The sequence below is a fragment of the Clostridia bacterium genome (genome assembly GCA_024685775.1).
GTDB lineage: Bacteria > Bacillota > Clostridia > Christensenellales > CAG-1252 > CAG-1252.
Genome location: JAIKVL010000011.1, coordinates 37,270 through 60,681, shown reverse-complemented (window position 1 = coordinate 60,681; position 23,412 = coordinate 37,270). Strand labels below are relative to the sequence as shown.

Sequence of the window (23,412 nt, the reverse complement as noted above, 5' to 3'; positions counted from 1 at the left end):
GACCATTGTTCAAATATCGCAGGATGTGTTATCGACACCGCTGAACATAATTTGAATGTTCACGAGTCCTTGCGGCAAATACGGCGAGGAAATGAAAAATATGACGAATTGTTTAGACAATTCTCGGAAAAGTACACCTTGCTTAAGTAAAGCAAATAACAAAAAGCAAAAGCGGCAGGACCTCAAAAATCCTGCCGCTGATTTTATCCGTAGATTAAATCGTTATTAATGATTTCGGTCGCAAGTTCACATACTGCGTTCATCCGCCGTAAAAGTGTGCGAAACAACTTCATTTATCTCCACCAAAAAACCGCGGAAAAGCTCCGCGGTTTTTTTTGTTGTCGCTCGGGAGGTCGAACCCCGAGGGGTGTCGACCGCTCAAAGCATAGCTTCTTCGCGCGCTTTGGCTAAAAAAGCCGCACTGTGGCTTTTTCTTAACGCGTCGCGCCCCTCATCTCTGCTTTTTTCTCCTTTATTTCCCAATCGGCACGGCGATTTGGGTCAGATATTTTTCTTCGTGTGCGCCGTGGACGGGCGGGCCTTCGAGCCAAATCAGGCGCAGGGGACCGATCGGTTCGATATTTCTTGCTTTGCAGTAATCCATTAGTTGTTTTATTCCGCGGATCAGCGAGGTGTACGGTCCGCGGTGGAAAATGGAGAGAGCGGGGATCTCCTCTTCTTCCGCGGCGTTCTTGCCGACGTAGCCGTCTTTCATGGGAATGCAATACTGCATTTCGCACTTTCCGTAAACGTCGGGATACTCGCCCTCGTAGGATAAAAACGCCGTGTGCATTTTTACCGCAGTGTCGGAAAGCCCCGTCTTGATCGCTTCAAGATGGGTTTCGCGCAAAAAGTTTAAGGCTTCGAGATAGTCGCTCGTTGCCGCTTGCCTGACGAAGTAGCGGCGGTGGGGCAGAACGGTGCGGACGACTTCTTGATGGTCGTACTCCTCGGTCATCATTCGAAGCTGCATTTGATTGATCGTCTCTTCAAGGTCCGCTTTGATTTTGTTTAAGCGGTCGAAAACGACCGAAAAGTTTTTCGTGTCGCGCAAATAATCGTTGATCTCGTCCAGCGAAAAGCCGAAGGATTGAATCTTGCGAATGTGCATGACCTTCGAAATGTTCTCGGCGCTGTAATAGCGATATCCCGTATCTTCGTTAACGTAAAAGGGCGTCAGCAAGCCTTTTTGCTCATAGATCAAGAGGACTTTGCGCGTCACGTTGCAGATCTTGCAGACTTCTTTTACTTGAAAGGTTTTGATTTGTTCCATGACTTTTCCTCGTTTTCGCGTGCGCGCGATAATTGCATTATACAACTGAAATGCATGATTTTCAAGATTTGCGCCGTTTTCGGGGTGGAAAAAACGAATTTTTTGCAAAAAAAAGCAGAAAACGCTCAAAAATCGTTGACCTGTACCTTGGGGTACAAGTTAAAGTGAAAGAGGTATTATAAAATTTTACCGAAAACAAAGAGTTAAAAAGGAGTATCGAAAAAATGAACGTAACTGTCGAAAAATTGATTTCCAAAAGGACGACGAGCCTCATGGTTGCGATCGTGTTATTGATCGCGGGTATACTTTTCTGCATTTCGCCCGCTATCGGCGAAGCCTCTGCCGGAATCGTGATCGGAATCGGCGTGACGCTGATCGGTATCATTTGGGCGGTCAAAGATTTCCTCGTTTCGAAGGAACTGATTTCCCGCGGCGTGATCATCGGTAGTTTAATCGTTGCGCTCGGCGTGTATTTCATGGCGGACGGAAGCATCGTTTCCAAAATCATCGGCGTCATCCCCTACGTTTTGATCGTGACGGGCGGTTGCGTTGTAGCGGACGCGATCTTGTTGAAGACCGTTCGCGATAAGAATAACGACAAGAAGTTTGCGATCGAACTTACCATCGGTCTCGTTGCGATCATTCTCGGCAGCTTGATCTTGGCGCTTGGTTTTTTCAGAAAGGCTCTCGCCGTTATCATCGGCGCGCTTTTGATCGCAGGTTCCGTCTATTACTTGATCGGTTTCTTCAAGAAGTCCGATAAACCCGCCGCGAGCAAGGCGAAGAAGCCCGCCGCAGCGGAAAAGAAGACCGAGAGCGCAGAAGCGGCGCCCGCCGAAACTGTTCCCGCGAAAGCGAGCTCCACGGGCGCGAAAAAGACGCAAAAATCCAAGAAGGCTCAATAAAGATTTTATCTTTGGTTGATCCGGTTTCTCCAAAAAAGGGTTCTGCTTCGGCAGGACCTTTTTTTTACCGAAATAGAGCATTTTCGCGAGCATTCTGACTTGCGGCGCATCTCCCAAAAGAATCCTTTTAAGGCGCGCTTTTGCGCCGTTACGGGCGATCCGAAAAATAAGTATTGAACTTCGTTAACGGTTTTTGTTATAAAAGTATTACAACGAAGCCAACGAAAGGAGGAATAAACATGAAATGTACGGTTTGCGGCAGTAAAAAAATGTTCGCGGTATCGCTCGGCGAAAGCGACGCATCGGAAGTTCAGGCGTTTGCTTGCGAATAGTGCGGGCACGTTGATTTGTACGCTCTGAAAGACGTGTTGGAAGCGCGCAAAAAGTTTTCCCAATCTTCCAAAGAAAAAGAATCAAAAATCGACGTTATTCATAATAAGATCGACGCGGCGATCCATGATCTTGAAGAATACGACGGACGAGAATCAAAGCGTTAAGAACGTAAACGCCGCTCACCAAAAAACCGCGGAAAAACTCCGCGGTTTTTTGTGTCGTTCGGTAGGTCGAACCCCGAGGGGTGAACCGAGGTCGCAATCATTTCGCTTTTCCTTGGCTTGCCACCTTATTCATCTTTTCGGCGATGATCGCGGGGTCGCCGAGAAAGCTTTTTTCTTTTATGGAGAGGTCGTCATTCAATTCGTAAACGAGAGGAACGGCGGTCGGTAAGTTGAGTTCGAGGATGTCTTTCTCGGAGATCCCTTCGAGCTTCATGATCAGCGCGCGCAGGGAATTGCCGTGCGCGACGATCAGGACGTTTTTCCCCGCGAGCAACAGGGGTTTGATTTGCTCTTCGAAATACGGGACGACGCGCGCGATGGTGTCCTTTAAGCTTTCCGCCAAGGGCAATTCGGATTTGTCGACGCCCTTGTAGGTCTTGCAAAACGCGGGATTGCGTTCGTCCGTTTCGTCGAGCGAAGGCGGCGGAACGTCAAACGATCTTCGCCAAACTTTTACTTGCTCCTCGCCGTACTTTTTCGCGGTATCCGACTTGTTCAATCCCTGCAAAGCGCCGTAATGCCTTTCGTTCAGTTTCCAACTTTTGATTACGGGGAGATGATCGTTTCCCGTTTCCGCCAAAACGTAATTTAAGGTGTGAACGGCTCTTTTCAGGAAAGAAGTGAAGCAGACGTCGAATTCGACGTTCGCCGCGGCAAGCGTCCGCCCGGCTTCCGTCGCTTCCTTGACGCCGGCGTCGGACAGATCGACGTCCGTCCATCCGGTAAATCGGTTTTCTTTGTTCCAAAGGCTTTCGCCGTGTCTCAATAAAATCAGTTTCATTTTTTTTCCTCCTTTTATCCGAACGCCACGTCAAGCGCCATCATAACGGCAAACCCGATCATAACGCCCCAAGTTCCGAGATGAGAGTGTTCGCTTAGTTTTGCGTCGGGGATGAGATCTTCCGCCACGACGAAGATCATGGCACCCGCCGCAAACGCCAAAAGCCACGGTTGAGCGACGCTCAGGCTCGTAGCCAAAAAGTATCCGATGATCGCGGCGATCGGCTCGACCGCGCCGCTTCCCATTCCGAACAGAAACGACTTTGCGTTGCTTCCCGTCGCGTTTTTGAGGGGAAGAGACACCGCCGCGCCTTCGGGGAAATTTTGGATCGCGATTCCAATCGCAAGCCCCAACGCCGACAAGAACGCTTCCCTCGCGCCGATGACAGCCGCGCCGCCGAAGGCGAATCCGACCGCCAAGCCCTCCGGGACGTTATGAATGGTGACGGCGAGAAACATTTTGACGGGTTTTCTCAAAGAGGTTCCGGGACCTTCTTCTTTTCCCGTTCCGACGTGAAAATGCGGGACGACTTTATCCAGCACGACGAGAAACAGCCCGCCGAGGATGAACCCGACGACCGCAGGAACGAAACTCCATTTTCCCCACGAGGAAGAATCTTCGATCGAAGGGATCAAAAGAGACCAAACGGACGCCGCGATCATAATGCCCGCGGCAAACCCGAGAAACGCGGTATTCAGCTTTTCGGAAATGTCTTTTTTGAAAAAGAAAACGAGCGCCGCGCCTGCCGTCGTGGCAAGAAAGATGAGAAGGATCCCCAAAATCGTCAAACTTGCGTTGTTCATTTTCGCCTCCTTTGAAAAGAAACTCTTTGACGCGCGCTCCATCCGTTTTCGGTATCAGTATACCGCCATTCGTTCGCCGAGTCAAGAAAATGTGAATAATTATTCATATTTCAAGTTTGCAAAGTAAACTCTTATTAAATAAAAAAGCCCGTCGGTTTCGGGCGAGCTTTCGATCCCCGTCCGTTCCCTCGGAAGGGCGGGCGATCGTTCGGATCGTTTGATTCTTTCGCGCGGCGCGGTCGGTCATTCCAAGACTGCGTCGATCAAATGGCAGTAGCGGTTGGCTCCTTCGTAATAGATCTCGAAGACGCCGATCACGGTGACTTCGTCGCCGCCTTTCGGGTATCCCGCGGGATACTCGGGGTCGCCGAATAAGACGAATTCGAGCCCCGTCGCGCAGCAGGCGGTCGCGTCTCGGATGAGGACGGCGGGATAATACTTTTTCGATTCGTAATCGAAGTAAACGGAAACGGGACCTTGCGCCTTGACGACTTTGCCGGCGTACTTGGAAGGATTGGCGTAAAGGTCGTAAACCTGCGCGTAAGCGATCGAGCCGCGCATCGAAGAAAGGTCGACGTCGATCGAGCCGTAAACGGGAGGATCGGCTTTGGGCGCGGTTTCTTTCGGTTGCGTCTCGTCCGGCGGCAGGGGAGAGTCGGTTTCGTCGTTCGGCGTCGTCGAAGAACCTTCGTCCGTTTGAGTCGTCTCGTTTTGGGTCTCGTCCGGAGTCTCGTCCGGAGTGTCGTTCGGAGTTTCGTTCGGAGTTTCGTTCGGAGTTTCGCTCGAAGACTCTTGTTTCGAAGAAGAATCGCCGTCCTTGTCCGTTTCTTCCGCAGATCGAGCGTCGCTTTCCTCTCGGTCGATTTGCGCGTCGGCGGTTTCGCCGCCTTGTTGCGCTTTGGCGTCTTGGATCAAATCGTCTATGGCGGAGTTCCCCAAGACGAGCCTTCGGGCACTCTTTTCGCCGCAAGCGGATATCGCGATCAAACAGAATAGCGCGAGCAATATTACGAATCCTTTTTTCATCTTTCGCCTCGCCGATTTTTTACTGCATTTGATATTATATCACGGATAAAGCTCTTTTCGCAATATTCCGAATGGTTTTTCTTCGTTCGTGTCTTCACAAAGAACGCGGTTTATGATATAATGAAAGGCGTTCCGAAAGGATATTTCAATGATCGGAGAATAGAAAATGAAAAAAGTAATCGTTATTATTCTTAGCGTGATCCTTGCGTTGTCGGGAGGACTCATCGTTTACGGCGCCGTCACGTTCGGCGGAAGCGCGTCTTTCGTCGCTGCGGATCTAGGCGAACTCTTGCCGCCCGAAGAACCGAACGCTTATGCGCACGAGCTTGCGGAATGGATCGCGCTTTACGCCGAAGAAAAAGGGCTTTACACGCTCAGCGCGGCGACCAACCCCGCCAAAGATCCGTCCGTTTTCGCGGCGGAAACGGACGGCTGGTACGACGTTTTCGGGAAGGCGGACCCCTCGACGAATCTTGCGATCCGTCACACGGGCGCCGATCTCGCGGCGTATATGCTCGTCGCGATCGCTTATAACCACAACCGCGCGAAACAATTCCGTATGGCGAGTCATATCGAAACGCGCGCGAGCGGGAAGACGAGCTATTCGGATAACACGCGCATCCGCAGCTATTTCAAGCCGACGGTTTTGAATCGTTTCGATCTTTCCCTCGCATGGACGGGGAGCAGTTTTTCTTCTTTCGCGACTCTTCGCGCGGCGTATAACGACCAAAGAATCGTCAGCAGCGGGAATCTTGTACAGTCCTACGACGCGGCGACGGGGGCTTACGCTTACCAACTCAATAAACCGACCGTCGAACCGCGCGACGGCGATCCGCAGGAAACTCCGTTCGTAACGTACAACCTGCTGACGCTTCCGCTTTATCTCGGAGGAGGAGACAGCTCGGCGGAAACCGCGACCGCGCGCGTGGACGGCTCCGTGATCGACGGAAGCACCGTCGTTTTGACCGCGCCGACCGACGCAAAACCGTTTTACACCTTGTCGTTCTCCGAAGACGTAACCAAAGCGCAGATCCCCGAAAACACGGAAAACAGGTTGGACGCGGCGCTCGGCGGCAAAATGAGCGATATAACGATCCGCAAAGCGGACTTCGAGGCGGAGATTTGGGACTGCGGACTCTTCCGCCAAATGACGGCGCGTTTCGAGATCAATGCGAAGATCAAGGGCAAGCAGTCGGACGCCGTCATCGAGATGAACTATTCTTTCTATTACGACGATTATAACTGCGACGTCGAGCGGCTTTTCTCGGAAGGCGGCTGGGATCAATATCTTTCCGAAGAGAACCGCGCGTTTTTGAACGCGCGCAAAAAGACCTATCCTGCGGAAACGGCGGCTTGACGCGCGGATTTCGATCAATCTGAAAATGGGTATTGAATTTCGTTAACGGTTTTTGTTATAATAGTATTACACAAAGCCAACGAAAGGAGGAATCAACATGAAATGTACGGTTTGCGGAAGTAAAAAAATGTTCGCGGTATCGCTCGGCGAGAGCGAGGCGTCGGAAGTTCAGGCGTTCGCTTGCGAAGATTGCGGACACGTCGATTTGTACGCTTTGAAGGAAGTTTTGGAAGAACGCAAAAAATTCTCGCAGTCTTCCAGAGAGAAAGAATCCAAAATCGACGCGATCCAAGTGAAAGTGGACGCGAAGATCCACGAGCTTGAAAAATACGAAAACATTCTTACGGATGAGAATCAAACCGTTAAGAGCGTAAACGCCGCGCGCGTAAAAGTCCTCGAACTCAGAGAAGAGCTCGCGCAGCTCGAAGAGGAGAAAGCCGCGATCCTCGAAGCGGAATAAACCTTTTAATTCGCACGAAACGAAAACTCCCGACAGTCGTCGGGAGTTTTTCTTTTTCGGTCGAGGGGAAAAGGGGACTCGTTACAGGGAGAGCTTTAAGAGGGTAAAACGGTCGATTCCTTCGATCTTCGGATCGGGCGCGACTTCTCCGAGAGAAACGAATCCTCTTTTTTCAAAGAGCCTTTTCGCGGGGAGATTGGTCGGAATGACTTCCGCGAAGATCGCTTTGCGTTTTTCTTTTCGCGCCGTCTCCGCGCAGAACGCGACGATCTCGGAAGCGAGTCCGCGGTTTCGGAGGGTTGGATCCGTCGCAAGCGTGTGCAGAACTTTATAGGGCGCGTCTGCGGTCGTCTTCGGGCGATACTCGTTCAGAAGCTCTTCGTTCAAAACGAATGCGCCGATGATTTTTTCGCCCGACAAGCAAAGATACTGTTCGCCTTTTTCCGTCCGCGCGCGGACGCTTTCTTCGGACGGGTAGACTTTATACGTCCAGATCGGGTAATTGATCCCTTCGTCGAGCGCGCGAACGACCGCGTCGTAAAATTCCCCCGCGCTTTTTACGTCTTCTTTTTCGCAACGTCTGATCTTCATGTCAGCAAAGCTCCGCGATCTCACGAACAAGGCGCTCGGATTTTTCCCATCCGAGGCAGGCGTCCGTGATGGATTTTCCGTAGACGCCGCCGCCGATCTTTTGCGCGCCGTCCTCGATGTAGCTTTCGATCATAAATCCTTTGACGAAGTTCTTGATCTCGCCGTTATATTTGCGGCAGGAGAGGACTTCTTTTACGATGCGCTCTTGCTCGAAAGGATTCTTGCCCGAGTTGGAGTGATTGCAGTCGATGACGACGGCGGGATTCGCGAGCTTTTTTTCTTTATACATTTCGTCTAAAAGGACGAGGTCCTCGTAGTGATAATTCGGATGGGTGCGCCCGTGTTTGTCGACGTAACCGCGCAGGATCGCGTGCGCGAACGGATTGCCCGCGGAATGAGCTTCCCAGCCGCGATAAATGAAGGTGTGCGGGTGCATCGCCGCCGTGATCGAATTCAGCATAACGGTGTAGTCGCCGCTCGTCGGGTTTTTCATTCCGACGGGGACGGAGATCCCGCTCGAAACCAGTCGATGCTGTTGGTTTTCGACTGAGCGCGCGCCGACCGCGACGTAACACAAGACGTCGTTTAAATATTCGTAATTCTCGGGATAAAGCATTTCGTCCGCGCAGGTGAATCCCGTCTCCGAGATCGCTTTGAGGTGCAGTTCGCGGATCGCGATCAGCCCTTTCATCATATCGGGTTTTTCGTTCGGGTTGGGCTGGTGGAGCATCCCTTTGTATCCGTCGCCCGTCGTGCGCGGTTTGTTCGTGTAGACGCGGGGGATGATAAAGATCCTGTCTTTGACTTCTTCCTGCAATTTTTTCAGCCGCCCGACGTAATCGAGGACGCTCTTTTCCGAATCGGCGGAGCAGGGACCGATGATCAAGGCGATCTTGTCATCCTCGCCCGCCAAAATGCGTTTGAGTTCTTTGTCGCGCGATTCGAAGATCTCGCGGATCTTGTCGTCGATCGGGTAGGCTTGTTTGATTTCCGAGGGGCTCGCCACGGTTCTTTCATAGATCATATTCATAATGGATTCTCCTTTTTTTTATATCATTCGATTCGGGTCGAAACGCCCTGCGATCTTAACGCCCGTGCAATGGTTTCTCATTTCGCCGATAAGCTCCGATTCTTCGGAAGATCCCGCGTTTTTCTCCGCTTCGACGTAAAAATAGTAGTGCCAAGCCTTTTCTTTCAGCGGGCGCGAGTGAATGGCTTTTAGGTTATAGCCGTGCCGCGCGATGACGGCGAGCGAAGAGGCGAGCGCGCCCGATTCGTCTTTGAGCGCGAAGAAGAGGATCAATCGGTCGCCTGCGGTCTCTTGCGGAGCCTTTCTTCCGAGGACGGCGAACCGAGTCGCGTTTTCGCTTGCGGCGGCGATGTTTTCGGCAAGGACGATCAGTCCGTTCGCTTCGGCGGAATCGACGCTTGCGATCGCCGCGATCGACTTGTCGCCCGCTTCCGCGACGGTCTTCGCCGCGAACGCCGTGTTCTCCGAGGTGATCTCGCGAAGTCCGCGCGCCGCGATGTAATCCGCGCATTGAGAAAGCGCTTGCGGATGGCTGACGACCGTTTTTACGTCGTCGATCGTCGCGCCCGGGACTCCCAAAAGATTTTGAACGACGCGCATCGAGCGGACGCTTTCGACGAAGAGATCGCCTTTATAGAGTTCGTCCGTGACCGCCGCGACTTCGCCCGCGTAGCTGTTTTCGAGGGGTAGGACGGTAAAGTCGCTTTCGCCGCGCAGCGTCTTCGCGTAGGCTTCCTTAAAATTTCCGCTCGGAAGAAGCTCGCCTTCGGGGAAGAGTTTTTTCGCCGCGATCTCCGAGAAGGAACCGCGCGCGCCGCAAAAGGCGATTTTCAGTTTCGCTTGATTCATAATTGCCTCCTTTTCCCGTTTTATAATAAAAAAACCGCTACTTTTTCGGAAATGAAAAGTAGCGGTGCGTTTCTATGAGGTTAACCCTTTCAACACATCGCTTTCGGCGTAAAGAAAAAGAAAATGGAAATGAGTTTCATATCGTTCTCCCTTTCGGTTGATATCTTTATAATAGAACCGAGTTTCCCCGAAGTCAACACATTTTTGACATTTTTTTTCGGAGACGGAAAACCCCCGTTGTATTTTGCGGGAAACGATGCTATAATATTGATAGAAATTCATCTTGGAGCGGAGGACCTATGTTTTTGACGTTTTACGGCGCGGCAAGAGAAGTTACCGGAAGTTGTTTTTTGCTTGAAGTCAACGGGAAAAAAGCCTTGATCGATTGTGGTCTGAGGCAAGGGACGGACGTCTTCGAGGGCGAGGACGACGGCTTCGTCTTTAATGCGGAGCAAATCGATTGCGTGATTCTGACGCACGCCCATATCGACCACAGCGGCAGGCTTCCTCTTCTTTATAAAAAAGGATTTCGCGGGCGCATCCTTTGCACGGCGGCGACCGCCAGACTTTGCCGCATTATGCTCCTCGACAGCGCGCATATCCAAGAAAGCGACGCGGAGTGGAAAAACCGCAAGGGAAAGAGAAGCGGCGAATTCGCGATCGAGCCTCTTTACACGACGGAAGACGCGGAGAACGTCTCCGGGCTTTTCCGCGGCTACGCGTACGGCGAGACGGTCGAACCGTTCGAGGGACTGAAAGTCGTCTTTTCGGACGCGGGGCATCTTCTCGGCTCCTCTTCCGCGACCGTTATCGCAAAAGAAGGCGAGACGGAAAAAACCATCGTCTTTTCGGGAGATATCGGAAATTCCGACCAACCCCTTTTGAACGACCCCGTTTATTTGAAGAAAGCGGATTACGTCGTTATGGAATCGACCTACGCCGATCGCCTGCACGACGGATCGGAAAGAGCGGAAGACGCGCTTGCTTCGATCATTCAATCTACTTTGGACGCGGGCGGCAATCTCGTGATCCCGTCCTTCGCGGTCGGGCGCACGCAGGAGATCCTTTATTTTATCAGAAACATCAAAAAACTCGGAAAGGTGAAAGGGCACGACGGTTTCCCCGTCGTCGTGGACAGTCCTCTCGCCGTGGACGCGACGCATATCTTCGAGGAAGTCGGCGAAAAGTACTACGACGAAGAAGCGCGCTCCCTGATCGCCGAGGGGATCAATCCGATCGGGTTCGACGGGCTTTCCGTCGCGGTGACGACCGAGGAGAGCCGAGAGATCAATGAAGACCCCTTGCCGAAAGTCGTGATCTCCGCAAGCGGCATGTGCGAGGCGGGTAGGATCCGCCACCATTTGAAACATAATCTTTGGCGAAAGGAAAGCACCGTCCTTTTCGTCGGTTACCAAGCGGTCGGGACGCTCGGCCACGCGCTCGTGAACGGAGCGAAACGCGTCCGCATTTTCGGAGAAGACATCGTCGTCAACGCAAAGATCCTGTCGCTCGGGAGCACGAGTTCTCACGCCGACCGCGTGGGACTGATGCGTTGGCTCGATTCTTTCGATTCCCGCCCCGAACGGGTCTTCGTCGTCCACGGCGGCGGCGATAACACGGAGCGTTGGGCGGACGACGTCCGAAAGCAATTCGGCTATAACGCCGTCGCGCCGCTTTTTGCGGAAAGTTACGATCTTTTGAAGAACGAGAGGTCGAAAGAAGGCTACGTCCCCGAGAAGCGTTCGCGCCTGACTCCGAACACCGTCTATAAGTACCTTTTGGAATCGGGCGGCAGGATCGGCGAGCTTATCAAAAATTTCAGCGGAAGGACGAATTCCGAAACCAAGCGTTTTACGCGCGAACTGGACGAACTGTTCAAAAAGTACTCTTGATCGTCGACTCGCTTCTCTTTCGCGAAGTCGTTTCGAACCTGAAAACGGCGAAGAGGTTCGCCGTTTGCCTTCGTTTTTCGGTTTATCGGCTTTTTTTTCGGAAAAAACTTCGGATTTTGCCTTTGATTTTTTCGTTTTTTATTTTTTTCCGTATTGACGGAAACTTATTCACTATGCTATTATTATTTTATAGCGCGCAACGGCGCGCACGCATAGAGTTAGGAGTCGAAAGTATGAAAGAAACGTTTGCGCTGTCAGCTGAGGAAAAATGAGTTCTCGCGGCGGCGCTTTTTCTTTTTTTTGTTTCGGAAAACGGATCTTTTAGGAGGTTTTTATGATAGATAACGTTTTGGATCGTATCGCACAATGCAAGATCGTCCCGGTCGTTAAGATCGACGACGTGCAAGACACTTTGCCTTTGATGAAGGCTTTGAAAGACGGCGGGATCATGAGCGCGGAGATCACTTTCCGCACGGCGGTCGGACCGGATGCGCTCGCGCTTGCCGCGAAGAGCTGCCCCGATATGCTGATCGGCGCGGGCACCGTCATTAACGCGGAGCAAGCCACGAAAGCGGTTTCGCTCGGCGCGGCGTTCGTCGTCGGCCCCGGTTTCTCGAAAGAAGTCGCGGACGTTTGCCGCGAAGCGGGCGTCTTGTATCTGCCCGGCGTCGTTACCCCGACCGAAGTTATGATGGCGGTCGCGGAGGGCTTGAAAGTCGTCAAATTCTTCCCCGCGGAAAATTACGGCGGCGTCAAGACGATCAAAGCGCTCGCGGGTCCTTTCCCGCAGCTGAAATTTATGCCGACGGGCGGCATTTCCGCGGAGAATATCAAAGGCTATTTCGACTCCGGAAAGGTCATCGCGTGCGGCGGCAGCTGGATGGTTAAAGACAGTTTGATCAAAGCGAAAGAATTCGATAAAATTACGGCTTTGTCCAAGGAAGCCATGGAGGTAGTAAAGTAATGAAAGCAGTTACGTTCGGTGAATTGATGTTAAGGCTCGCCCCCGAGGGGTATATCCGCTTCGTGCAGGCGGATCGTTTCGGCGTAACGTTCGGCGGCGGCGAAGCCAACGTCGCGGTTTCTCTCGCGAATTACGGGATCGACGCGGCGTTCGTTAGCAAACTCCCGAAGAACGATATCGGGCAGGCGGCGGTGAACAGTCTCAGAAGATACGGCGTGGACGTTAGCAAGATCACGCGCGGCGGCGACAGAATCGGTATCTATTTCCTCGAAAAAGGCGCGAGCCAGCGCCCGAGCAAGGTCATCTACGATCGCGCGAATTCGGCGATCGCGCTCGCTTCGAAAGAGGATTTCGATTGGGACGCGATCTTCGAGGGCGTCGACTGGTTCCATTTTACGGGGATCACGCCCGCTCTTTCGGATGCGGCGGCGGAGATCACGCTCGACGCGTTGAAGGCGGCGAAGAAAAAGGGGATCACCGTTTCCTGCGACCTCAATTACAGAAAGAAACTTTGGTCGAAAGAGAAAGCGAAAGAAGTGATGACTTCTCTTATGCCGTACGTGGACGTTTTGATCGCGAACGAGGAAGATTCTTCCGACGTCTTCGGGATCAAGGCGGACGACACCGACATTTCCAAAGGCTCGCTCAGCAAAGAGGGGTATAAGTCCGTCGCGAAAAAGCTCGTGGACGCGTTCGGTTTCAAGTACGTCGCGATCACGCTTCGCGGCAGCATCTCCGCGAACGACAATAAGTGGAGCGCGATGCTTTACGACGGCAAGGAGTTCTATTTCAGCAAGGAATATATGATCCATATCGTGGATCGCGTGGGCGGCGGCGACAGCTTCGGCGGCGGTCTTATCTACGGAATGCTGAATTTCGGTTCGGATAAGCAAAAGGTCATCGAATTCGCGGTCGGCGCGAGCTGCTTGAAGCACTCGATCGAGGGCGATTACAATATGGTTTCGGCGGACGAAGTGCTGAAACTCATCGAAGGCGACGGAAGCGGTCGCGTGCAAAGATAAAAGGGAGGGCGAAACAATGGACGTCAGATACGCAGTTTCAAAAAAAGAGTACAGCAGAATGAACACCGAGGAACTTCGCGAGAATTTCCTCATTCAAAATATTTTCGAAAGCGATAAGATCAACCTGACTTATTCGCATATCGACAGGATCATCGCGGGCGGCGCTTGCCCCGTGACAAAGGAGCTTCCGCTTCTCGCGGGCGAAGAGCTCGGCGCGGATTATTTCTGCGAGAGAAGGGAAGTCGGCGTCATCAATATCGGCGGCGCGGGCTCGATCCTCGTGGACGGCAAGGAATACAAGATGGATCATTTCGACGGGATCTATATCGGTCGCGGGACGAAAGAGATCGTCTTCCGTTCGGCGGATAAAAACGCTCCCGCGCATTTCTATATCAACAGCACGCCGGCTCACAAGGAATATCCGACCAAGCATATTCCTCTCGTGAACGCGGTCCATCGCGCTTGCGGCGACTTCAAAGATTGCAACAAACGCACGATCAATCAATTCATCGTCCCCGGCAACTGCGACAGCTGCCAACTTACGATGGGCTTGACCCAGCTCGAAGAGGGAAGCAACTGGAACACGATGCCTTCTCATACGCACGAACGCCGTATGGAAGTCTATATCTATTTCGACATTCCGGAGAATAACGTCGTCTTCCATATGATGGGCAACCCGACCGAGACCCGCCATATCGTCGTCCAAAACGAAGAAGCGGTCATTTCGCCGAGTTGGTCGATTCACAGCGGCGTAGGAACCAAGAACTATACCTTCATTTGGGGTATGTGCGGCGAGAACCAAGTCTTCGACGATATGCAGGGCGTGAAGACCACCGATCTTCGCTGAAAGGTGCGATATGAAAATCGGGTTACAGCTTTTTACCTGCCGTAAGCAGGCGCAAAAAGATCTTTTCGGGACCTTACGCACCCTTCATTCCCTCGGGATCAAGTATATCGAAGCGGCTCGTATCAATTTCGACGACTCGGATATCGAAGCGTTCGTCAAGGCGAAGGAAGCCTATGGGATCGAGGTCGTTTCCGCGCAGATCAAACCGCATATTCTTGCGGACGATTTCGATAAGTGTTTGAAATTTTTGAACGCGACGGATTGCAAGATCGCGATCATCTCCGTCCTTCCGACCGACTGCATCATCGGGTCGGACGAGAAGCTCGTCAAATTCTGCAAATGGGCGAGCGAACTCGCAAAAAAGTATAAGGAGCACGGGATCCAACTTTGCTACCATCATCACGACTTCGAGTTTATCCGCAGCGGCGCGGGAACGCGGTTCGATATCATCGTCGAGAATATGAGCGAGGATATGAACTTCATCATCGACACCTACTGGACGACCAAAGCCGGTATCAACGTCGAGAAAATGCTCGAACGCCTGTCGGGCAGAGTCAGCGGCGTCCATCTCCGCGATTACGCGCTTTATCGTAAGTTTATCGGAAGAAATCCCGCGAACTACGCGCTCGGCGACGGCGTCATCGATTTCAACTGGATCATCGAAGCCGCGAAAGCGAACGGCGTCGTCTACGGCGCGATCGAGCAAAATACCAAGCATCCGTTCAGTGAGATCGCGAAGAGCGTCGAGCACGTCAGAAAGATCGGATACGGCGAGGATATGAAATAATGAGCATCGAACTTGCCGAAAAACTCGCGGATTATATCGTAAAAAGCAAGGACCCCGAAATGCGTTGGACGTGGGGTCAGGGGATCATGGGCGCGGCTCTTTCCGATCTGGACGATTACCTCGGGACGAATAAGTACCTGCCTTTCCTGCAAGCCTTTTGCGATTATTACGTCAAGAACGAGCCGGAAGTCGCCTCCGCGGATACCGCGGCGCCCGGCTTTATCTCTTACGCGGTTTATTCGAAAACCGGAAAAGAAGAGTATAAAAAGCTGACGGATAAAGTCCTCGACTATATCAAGAACGAGCCCCGCGTATATAAGGACGCGGTCAATCACCTCGGCAAAGCCACGGTCGGAAAGTTTTATCCGAAATCCATTTGGGTGGACAGCTTGATGATGTTCAGCGTCTTCCCAGCGCGCTACGCGAAACAGGAAGGCGACTCGGAACTTTTGGAGATCGCGGCGAAGCAGCCCGCGCTTTACGCGGATTGCATGATGGATCCGTGCGATCACCTTTGGTATCACTCGTTTTGGGTGAAAAAGGGTCGCCACTATCCGAACCGCAAGCTTTATTGGGCGAGAGGAAACGGCTGGGTCGTTTCCGCGCTTCCGAAGATCTTGGACGATATCGGGGATCACCCCGAAAAGGAAAAGATCGTCGAAGTGTATCAAAAGACGGTCGAAGCCGTCGCGAAAAAGCAGGAAGCGTCGGGCGGATTCAGGACGCTTCTCGGAAAGAAGTCGACCTATCTCGAATCTTCCGCCGCCGCGCTCATCGCGGACGGAATCTTTCACGGCGTCCGAAGCGGCTATATCGGCGAGGAATATCTCCCCGTCGCGGAAAAGGCGTACGCGTTCGCGGTCTCTTGCGTAAAGACGAAGGCGAACGGCGCCGTCCTCTTTACCAAGATCAGCGGCCCCACGATCCCGCTTCCCGTTCTTCCGTTTTGCGGTTACGCGTGTATCTTGCGCTGCGCGAATCTGACTTACGGCGTGGCGGCGTTCCTTTGGGCGTCCATCGAGCGGGATAAACTCGTTCGAGAGGGGAAACTGAAATGAAACTCGCGCGGATACGGACGGCGGACGGCGATTTTTACGCGGAAGTCAAAGCGGACGGTTATCACTTGATCCTCGGCGATATCTTCGGGGAATGGGGCGCGCTCTCCGAGCCTTATGAAGGCGCGGTCGAGATCCTGCCTCCCGTTTCGCCGAAGAAGATCGTTTGCCTCGGCGCGAATTACAAAAAGCACGCGGAGGAGCTTCATTTGGACGTTCTTCCCGAACCCACGATCTTCTTGAAGCCTTCGACTTCGGTCATCGCGTCGGGCGAGGCGATCGTCTATCCCTCTTCGGCGACGAAAGTCGATTACGAATCGGAGATCGCGATCGTGATCGGGAAGAGGGCGAAGAACGTAAAAGAAGAGGACGCGCTTTCTTACGTCCTCGGTTATACCGCGGCAAACGACGTTACCGAGCGCGATATGCAAAAGCGCGACGGTCAATGGACGAGGGCGAAAGGGTTCGACACGTTTTGCCCCCTCGGACCGTACGTCGAGACGGACGTCCGCCCCGAAGAACTGACCGTCGTCGGAAGGAAAAACGGCGAAGTCGTTCAGCGCGGAAGCGTAAAGGAAATGATCAACGGCGTGGCGCGTTCGATTTCTTTCATCTCGGGCGTTATGACGCTGGAACCCGGCGACGTCATTCTGACGGGGACGCCGGAAGGGATCGGCTCTCTTGCGGTCGGCGACACGTTTGAGGTCGAACTCGAAGGGGTCTGCACGTTGAAAAACACAGTGAAAAAGGAGGAAAAATGAAAAAAGCGATTCGGTTGTTTTTGGTTTGTATTTGCGTCGCGGCGATCGCGCTGACTTGTCTTTCTTTTACCGCGTGTAAAGGCAACAAGGAAAAGACGCCGTCTTCCGATTACGGCAAGTATATTTCGGACGGGGACTCGGATCTTTCGATCGGCGTTCTCGCGGATATTCACGTCATGAGCGTGGATCAAGCCGTCGATATAACCTGCGCGGATTTCAAGACCTACGAATCCAAGGGGCAAAAGATGCTCGGGCTTTCCGAATCGATCTTAAAGACGGCGGTGGATCGCATCATCGAAGAATCCGATCTCAAAATCATTCTTCTTTCGGGCGATAACGCGGACGACGGCGGCGAGATTTCGCACCGTGCGGTGGCGCGCGAACTCAAACGTCTCGAAGACGCGGGAATCAAAGTCTTTACGATCCCCGGCAATCACGATATCAACAACCGCTCTTATACCTATGCGGGCGGTTCGATGCAACTCGCGAATCCGACGACCGAAAAAGAATTCGCCGAGATTTATAAGAATTTCGGATACTCGAAATCGGACGTCAAAGAGTTTTTCAAAAACGCGGGATCGGAAGACCTCGCGGACGACAATTTCGCGGACGGAGATAATTTGTCGTACGTCGCCGATCTTTCGGACGAATACCGTTTGATCGCGATCGATATGAGCAATCACGTTATGACGAATTATCTGACGGACGGCTCGGGCGAGTACGCCGCGATGGGAGCGCAGACGGATAGCGAAGGAAACGTTTTATACGACGGAAAACCGTATCCCTACGTCCGAAATCGTCACGACGGGCATATGACCGAAGACCTGCTCCTTTGGGCGAAGCAAAAGACCGAAGAAGCGATCGCGGACGGCAAAATTCCGCTCGGAATGATGCATTTCCCGTTGATCAAGCATTTCGGTCCGATGATCCAAGCCGCGAATATGCAGACGAATAATCCCGAAGGTTATTCGGTCGCGGACGTTCTCGCGGACGCGGGAATGAAATTTATTTTTACGGGGCATATCCATATTCAGGATAACGCGATCTACACTTCGAAGGCGGGCAATAAGATCCTCGATATCAACAGCGCTTCGCTCGCGAACTATCCGACGCCGATCCGCGTCTTCCACGCGAAAGGCGAAGAGGCGCGCATCCGCACTTGGAATATGAATTCCGTTAAAGAGGATTATCTGCCGACCTCTCTTCCCGAGGCGGATCAAGCGGCGATCCTTTCGGATTTCCATTCGTATTCCGTCGGGTATATCGACGAGAGTATGCTCGGCAAGGTCAAAAACACGGTCGATCTCGATATGATGTTTTCAATCATCAAAGCGTTCGGGATCAAAAAGAACGGGACGAACGACGCGGCGGTCGACGCGCTCGCGAATTCGATCTATAACGAGCTTTTCCTCGGCTTCGTAAAGACGCCGCTTTATAAGAAAGACGCGCGCGAGGGACAAACGTCCGTCGAGGCGATCGCGGAAAAGTACGGAGTCTCGATCCCCGCTTCGAATTACACGACGGTCTTTAATCTCGCGATGAGCTACGCGTCCGCGCTGTACGGCGGCGACGAAAGCGTCCGAGTGACGGACGATCGCTACGTCCTTTTGAAAAACGCGATTTTCAGTTTCTTCGAGTTCGTTTCCGAGTTCGATCTGTTCGGGAAATTGCGCGCATTGAACGCGAACGTCGCGGAGATCGATCTCGCGAGCGCGCTTCCGAATCTCTTCCAACGCGGAATGTTGGACGTTTGCTCGACCAATCTTCTCGTCGGCGTCGTCTCTTCTTTGGATATCGCGATCGTTAAAAAGTATCTGAACTTTAACGAATCGACCGATCCGTATAAAGCGCTCGAATCCGTAAAGAAACTGGCGAACACCTTGAACTTGAAGGATATGCTTTTCGGATTGGACGTCGGACAGTATATCACCGCGAACGCGTCGCAAAAAGTCGGCTTTATCAAGCTCGGCGCTTTGATGGACGCCTGTTTCTCGGGTCCCGTGCTTCTGAGCTTGGCAAACGACAGTTTGGAAGACTATTCCGAGATCGATCATTTGGAAGGGAGCATCGACCTCGCTCCGGGCGATAACAATATCGCAGTCAACGTAAAAACCATGGCGTATTCCGCGCTGTAAAATAGGAGGAACATATGAAAAAAGTATTTGTCATCATCTTAGCAGTCTTGATCGCGGTGACCGGCGGACTTTTGGTTTACGGCGCGACGCGCAAAGCTCCCGAAATCAGCGAGACGATTTCGAAGGGTCTGCTTGCGGCTCCTCCCGCGAACGTAAAAGACGGCGCGGCTCATTGGTATGACGTGGAAACGATGCTTGCGGCGCCTTCCGCCAAGCAAAAAGCGGCGAACCTTCTCGTCTACACGGCGTACAACCATATCAACGTAAAGGAATTCTTCTTCAAAGCGCACGTCGACGTGCTTTCCGGAAATAAATACTCTTGTTCCGATTATTACAGGACGGAGCAAGGCGCGAACGCATTTTACGAGGCGTTCGCTTATACGGGCGGTTCGGCAAACTCGGCGACTCGCCGCATCGATTACAATAATCAACGCGTTTCCGATTATTCGATCAGCGTGACCTACGACAGAAGAGAAAAGATTTATTCGACCGCTTGGAACGATCCCAAGGTCGAGAATCGCGAATCGGATCTCCCGGCTGAAACTCCGTACATCATTTACAGCTGGTACGATCTTCCGATCGATTTGGGCGGGAAGCAGGACGCTTATAACGAGATCAAAACTTCTTTGATCTCGGATCAGGTGTCGATCGATTACCCGTCGGACGGGAAGCCTTATTATTCCGTCGAATTCGTCGCGGATATCGAAAAGGCGAACGCTTCGGAAGAAACCGTCCGCAGATTGGCGGAAGGAACGGGCGACGTCATGAAAAAGATCGACATCCTCGAACTCTCCTTTGAAGCGGAAATTTGGCCGTGCGGCTTGTTCCGTTCGTTGAAGGTCAACGTGCGCGTCGTCGCGAGCGTTCAGGGAAAGAGAGGTCAGGGAACGATCACGAGGACGTATGAGTTCAGCTACGACAAAGTCGATTGCAGCGTCGCGAATAAATTCAAACAGACCGGTTTGGATAAATATCTGAGCGAAGAAAACAAAGCGATATGCGAGAGCGAATTCGCCGCGCTTCCGAAAGAAGAAGAACCGCAGGCGTAATCCGTCTGCAAGAAAGGAGAGAATATGAAAGGCAACGTTTTATTAACGAATTCTACGGCGAAAAAACTGTATAAGTATGCGACGGGATTCCCGATCTTCGATTATCACTGCCATTTGTCGGTGAAGGAGATGTACGAGAATAAACCGTATAAAAACATCACCGAGATCTGGCTCAAAGGCGACCATTACAAATGGCGTCAGATGCGTACCTTCGGCGTAAGCGAAGAATTTATCACGGGCGACGCGTCCGATTACGATAAATTCTATTCCTACATCTCGATGCTCGAAACCGCGGTCGGAAACCCCCTTTATCTTTGGTCGCAATTCGAGTTGCAATTCTATTTCGGGATCAAGTATCCGCTGACCCGCAGCTACGCGAAAAAGATTTGGGACGAAGCGAACGCCGTCATCGAAAAGACCTCGTTTTCGCCGTTGACCGCGATCGGAATGAGCAACGTGGACACCGTCTGTACGACGGAAGAGATTTTCTGCGATCTTCGTTATCATAGACTTCTCCGCGAAAAAGGAGAGATCAAGACGAAGATTTTGCCCGCTTTTCGCGGGGATCGCGCGATCAATATCGACAGCCCCGAATTCGCGAAGAACATCGCGAAACTCGGCGACGTCGCTTCTTTCGTGATCCGCAACCTCGAAGATATGGAAGACGCGCTTTGCCAAAGATTGGACGCGTTCAAAGAGCAGGGCGCTGTGACTTCCGATTTCGCGATCGAAGGATTGAACTATAAAAAGATCTCGCGCGAGGACGCGGACGCCTCTTTCCGCGCGGGACTCAAAGGCGAGATGGAAAAGGTGGATTTGGACGGCTACAAGAGCTATATGCTCCATTTCCTCTTGAAGGAGTGCTATAAGCGCGGATTCAGCGCGCAGCTCCATATCGGCGCGATGAGGAACAACAACACCTTTATGAATCTTCGCCTCGGCGCGGACACCGGGTTCGATTCCGTCGCCGTGACGCCGTATCAAACAGGGCTTCGCGATCTCTTGGATGATTTGAACACCGAGGGCGTGCTCGGCAAGACGATCGTCTTTAACCTGAATCCCGCCGATAACGCCTATATCGGGACGATCATCGGCTGTTTCCAAGGCGGTCAGGACGGCGTTAAAGGAAAGATCCAAATGGGCGCCGCTTGGTGGTTCAACGACACGAAAGTGGGCATCTTGAATCATTTCAAGGCGCTTTCCGAACTTTCGCATTTCGGTTCGTTCGTCGGAATGCTGACGGACAGCCGCAGTTTTATTTCCTACACCCGCCACGATTACTTCCGCCGTCTTTTGTGCTCTTACGTCGGCGAACTTGCGGAAAAAGGCGAGTTTACGAAGGACGAAGGCGTCCTCCGCAAGGTGATTGCGGACGTCTCCTACAACAACGCGAAACGCTTCTTCACGATTTTCGAATAATCCCGATTTATCCGATCTTTTCAAGTAAAAATTTGCGCGCTTTCCCGAGGCGGGAGGGCGCGCATTTTCTTAAAACGGAAGAGGCGTTTCCATTTGGAGTCGTTTCTTGCGGAGAAACGCCCGAAAGAGAGCGCGGGACTGAAAAACGCCCGTTTTCGCACTCTTTTTCTTTTCGGGAAAATCGGAAAAAATTTACTCTTTACATACACGCGCGTTTATGTTATAATTTATACATTAGCGCGAGTATAGTTTTTATCAAGCGTTTTCAAACGTTTGCGAATCCCTTTCGCGGATGATAAAACCCGATCAAAGGAGACCAGAATGGAGAACGAAGCCGTTCAGACTGCCCCGGAAGTCAAGAAAAAGAGATTGTTTAAGAAGCGTGATCCCGAAGCAGCCACACTGTCCGCTATCGTAACGTTTTGCGGTTCCACGTTTTTCTCGAAAGGAATCGGCGAATTGCTCGCTTCGTACTTTACGCTCTTCCTGACGGACTTTATGTTGATCCCGACCGCGCAGATCACGGTCCTTATGCTCATAACGAGGATCTTGGACGCGTTTACCGACCCGATCGCAGGTTCGATCGTCGATATTACGCACACCAAGTGGGGCAACGCCCGTCCGTACGTCCTTTGGTCGTCCTTCCCGCTCGCGATCTTTACGGTCTTGATCTTTACCGTCCCGAATCTGAGTATGATGGGGCGTCTTGTCTACGTCTACGTCACCTATATCGCGTACGGTCTTTCGCAGACGATGTACTCCGTCCCTCTCGCGACGCTCGGTCAAAAGATCACCGCTGTCCCCGAAGAAAGAAAGAATATCTACACGATCTCCGGCTTTATGGGAACGTTCGGAACCGCGATCCCCGGCGCAGTGCCGATCGTTCTTCAATTCATCAAGACGCATTTTGACGAGACGAAAGTCCACAGCGTGCAGGAAACGGCGTACTTTATCATCGCGCTCGTCATCGGAATCGGGACGCTCGTCTTCGGCGTTATGGCGTTCTTTACGATGAAGGAAAAGGTCCAGCCGCTCGCTTCCGCGAAGACCGAAAAAGTAAAACTCACGAAAAACCTCGGCGCAATCTTCAAGAACCGCCCGCTCATCTGCATCTTCCTTTCCAGCGTCGCGATCTCCCTTCGTTCGATGGGGTACGGCGCCGCGATCTATTTTTACAAAGAGACGATGAATAACTACGCGCTTGCGACCTTCATCGGAATCGGCAGCTCGATCCCGAGCTATATCTTTATGGCGGCGGTTCCGTTTCTCGCGAAAAAATTCGCTCCGAGAAACCTTTGCATCGCGGGTTACGTCTATAACGCGGTTATGTTCCTGCTCTTCTTCTTCTCGGGGTATAAGAGCGTCTTCTGGGTCGCGTTCTTCTTTATCGTCTCGGGCGTTCCGAACGGAATGATCGGGACTTGCTCGACCTTGATCGTCGCCGACTCGATCGACTATATGGAATGGCGAACGGGGATCCGCTCGGACGGTCTCGTTTGGTCCATCAACGGTTTGAAGGCAAAAGCAACGAGCACGCTTTCGGGTATGTGGCTCCCGATGGGTCTCGGGCTGATCGGATATCACACCGCGCAGAACGCGGCGGAGCTCGTCATCCAATCGGATGCGACCAAGCAAGGCTTGTTCTATCTCGTAACCCTTGCGCCGCTTGCGGGTTCGATCCTCGCGATCGTGCCGATGCTTTTCGATAACTTCTACGGAAAGCGCCGTGAAGAGATTTTCGAAGAACTTCATAAACGCCGCGCGGAAGCGCAAGCGCTCCACGAGCAGCAGAAGGCTCTTGCCGCGGCGGGAGAGAGCGGATCGGTATCCGCGGAATAATCGATCGATT

At 52.4% G+C, this 23,412-nt stretch carries 21 protein-coding genes; 14 read left to right on the top strand and 7 right to left on the bottom strand.

Annotation, left to right across the window (positions count from 1 at the left end; all coding sequences use genetic code 11):
• Nucleotides 1-472: 472 nt before the first annotated feature.
• The gene (locus K5753_02635; GenBank protein ID MCR4726099.1) at nucleotides 473-1,273 is read right to left on the bottom strand and encodes a MerR family transcriptional regulator; all 801 of its coding nucleotides are present in this window, start codon (nucleotides 1,271-1,273) and stop codon (nucleotides 473-475) included.
• Between the two features lie 224 nt (nucleotides 1,274-1,497).
• On the opposite strand from K5753_02635, the gene K5753_02630 reads away from it, so the two are divergent.
• Nucleotides 1,498-2,178: a hypothetical protein gene (locus K5753_02630; GenBank protein ID MCR4726098.1), complete on the top strand. Its 681-nt coding sequence runs from the start codon at nucleotides 1,498-1,500 to the stop codon at nucleotides 2,176-2,178.
• A 594-nt stretch (nucleotides 2,179-2,772) separates the two neighbouring features.
• On the opposite strand, the gene gpmA is transcribed toward K5753_02630, so the two are convergent.
• The 3 genes from gpmA to K5753_02615 all read right to left on the bottom strand — a co-directional run bounded on the left by gpmA (nucleotide 2,773) and on the right by K5753_02615 (nucleotide 5,345).
• A complete protein-coding gene (gene gpmA / locus K5753_02625; GenBank protein MCR4726097.1) occupies nucleotides 2,773-3,516 on the bottom strand; it encodes a 2,3-diphosphoglycerate-dependent phosphoglycerate mutase in 744 nt (247 codons plus the stop codon).
• 14 nt (nucleotides 3,517-3,530) lie between these two features.
• Nucleotides 3,531-4,319, bottom strand: coding sequence for a ZIP family metal transporter (locus K5753_02620; protein MCR4726096.1), 789 nt, complete (start codon nucleotides 4,317-4,319; stop codon nucleotides 3,531-3,533).
• A gap of 243 nt (nucleotides 4,320-4,562) precedes the next feature.
• Entirely contained in the window at nucleotides 4,563-5,345 is a 783-nt protein-coding gene (locus K5753_02615; protein ID MCR4726095.1) for a hypothetical protein, read from the bottom strand.
• A 166-nt stretch (nucleotides 5,346-5,511) separates the two neighbouring features.
• Here K5753_02615 and K5753_02610 point away from each other — a divergent pair, with 166 nt between their 5' ends.
• Together K5753_02610 and K5753_02605 are read left to right on the top strand one after the other, a co-directional pair.
• Nucleotides 5,512-6,702, top strand: a complete 1,191-nt coding sequence (locus K5753_02610) for a hypothetical protein (GenBank protein MCR4726094.1) — start codon at nucleotides 5,512-5,514, stop codon at nucleotides 6,700-6,702.
• Between the two features lie 97 nt (nucleotides 6,703-6,799).
• Nucleotides 6,800-7,162: a hypothetical protein gene (locus K5753_02605; protein MCR4726093.1), complete on the top strand. Its 363-nt coding sequence runs from the start codon at nucleotides 6,800-6,802 to the stop codon at nucleotides 7,160-7,162.
• An 81-nt stretch (nucleotides 7,163-7,243) separates the two neighbouring features.
• Here the strand turns inward: K5753_02605 and K5753_02600 are convergent, their stop codons facing one another.
• Genes K5753_02600 through K5753_02590 form a run of 3 tightly spaced genes read right to left on the bottom strand, consistent with a single transcriptional unit; the run spans nucleotide 7,244 to nucleotide 9,632 of the window.
• Nucleotides 7,244-7,753: a GNAT family N-acetyltransferase gene (locus K5753_02600; protein ID MCR4726092.1), complete on the bottom strand. Its 510-nt coding sequence runs from the start codon at nucleotides 7,751-7,753 to the stop codon at nucleotides 7,244-7,246.
• 1 nt (nucleotide 7,754) lies between these two features.
• The gene (locus K5753_02595; protein ID MCR4726091.1) at nucleotides 7,755-8,783 is read right to left on the bottom strand and encodes a 3-deoxy-7-phosphoheptulonate synthase; all 1,029 of its coding nucleotides are present in this window, start codon (nucleotides 8,781-8,783) and stop codon (nucleotides 7,755-7,757) included.
• An 18-nt stretch (nucleotides 8,784-8,801) separates the two neighbouring features.
• Nucleotides 8,802-9,632 (bottom strand): bifunctional chorismate mutase/prephenate dehydratase, encoded by an 831-nt coding sequence (locus K5753_02590; protein ID MCR4726090.1) that lies wholly within the window; start codon nucleotides 9,630-9,632, stop codon nucleotides 8,802-8,804.
• A gap of 299 nt (nucleotides 9,633-9,931) precedes the next feature.
• Between K5753_02590 and K5753_02585 the strand changes: the two genes are divergently transcribed.
• From K5753_02585 to K5753_02535, 11 genes are all read left to right on the top strand, one after another.
• Nucleotides 9,932-11,524, top strand: a complete 1,593-nt coding sequence (locus K5753_02585; GenBank protein MCR4726089.1) for an MBL fold metallo-hydrolase — start codon at nucleotides 9,932-9,934, stop codon at nucleotides 11,522-11,524.
• A 337-nt stretch (nucleotides 11,525-11,861) separates the two neighbouring features.
• Entirely contained in the window at nucleotides 11,862-12,488 is a 627-nt protein-coding gene (gene eda / locus K5753_02580) for a bifunctional 4-hydroxy-2-oxoglutarate aldolase/2-dehydro-3-deoxy-phosphogluconate aldolase (protein ID MCR4726088.1), read from the top strand.
• Nucleotides 12,488-13,510 (top strand): sugar kinase, encoded by a 1,023-nt coding sequence (locus tag K5753_02575; protein ID MCR4726087.1) that lies wholly within the window; start codon nucleotides 12,488-12,490, stop codon nucleotides 13,508-13,510. Before eda ends, K5753_02575 begins: the two co-directional genes overlap by 1 nt.
• Nucleotides 13,511-13,526: 16 nt before the next feature.
• Nucleotides 13,527-14,357, top strand: a complete 831-nt coding sequence (gene kduI / locus K5753_02570) for a 5-dehydro-4-deoxy-D-glucuronate isomerase (protein MCR4726086.1) — start codon at nucleotides 13,527-13,529, stop codon at nucleotides 14,355-14,357.
• Between the two features lie 10 nt (nucleotides 14,358-14,367).
• The gene (locus K5753_02565; protein MCR4726085.1) at nucleotides 14,368-15,144 is read left to right on the top strand and encodes a sugar phosphate isomerase/epimerase; all 777 of its coding nucleotides are present in this window, start codon (nucleotides 14,368-14,370) and stop codon (nucleotides 15,142-15,144) included.
• Entirely contained in the window at nucleotides 15,144-16,202 is a 1,059-nt protein-coding gene (locus K5753_02560) for a glycoside hydrolase family 88 protein (protein MCR4726084.1), read from the top strand. Before K5753_02565 ends, K5753_02560 begins: the two co-directional genes overlap by 1 nt.
• Nucleotides 16,199-16,960, top strand: coding sequence for a fumarylacetoacetate hydrolase family protein (locus tag K5753_02555; protein MCR4726083.1), 762 nt, complete (start codon nucleotides 16,199-16,201; stop codon nucleotides 16,958-16,960). The genes K5753_02560 and K5753_02555 overlap by 4 nt, the downstream gene beginning before the upstream one ends.
• A complete protein-coding gene (locus tag K5753_02550) occupies nucleotides 16,957-19,095 on the top strand; it encodes a metallophosphoesterase (GenBank protein ID MCR4726082.1) in 2,139 nt (712 codons plus the stop codon). The genes K5753_02555 and K5753_02550 overlap by 4 nt, the downstream gene beginning before the upstream one ends.
• Before the next feature lie 14 nt (nucleotides 19,096-19,109).
• Nucleotides 19,110-20,144 (top strand): hypothetical protein, encoded by a 1,035-nt coding sequence (locus K5753_02545; protein ID MCR4726081.1) that lies wholly within the window; start codon nucleotides 19,110-19,112, stop codon nucleotides 20,142-20,144.
• Nucleotides 20,145-20,168: 24 nt separating this feature from the next.
• On the top strand, nucleotides 20,169-21,563 hold the full coding sequence (gene uxaC / locus K5753_02540) for a glucuronate isomerase (protein MCR4726080.1): 1,395 nt from the start codon (nucleotides 20,169-20,171) through the stop codon (nucleotides 21,561-21,563).
• Nucleotides 21,564-21,884: 321 nt separating this feature from the next.
• The gene (locus K5753_02535) at nucleotides 21,885-23,402 is read left to right on the top strand and encodes a glycoside-pentoside-hexuronide (GPH):cation symporter (protein MCR4726079.1); all 1,518 of its coding nucleotides are present in this window, start codon (nucleotides 21,885-21,887) and stop codon (nucleotides 23,400-23,402) included.
• Nucleotides 23,403-23,412: the final 10 nt, after the last annotated feature.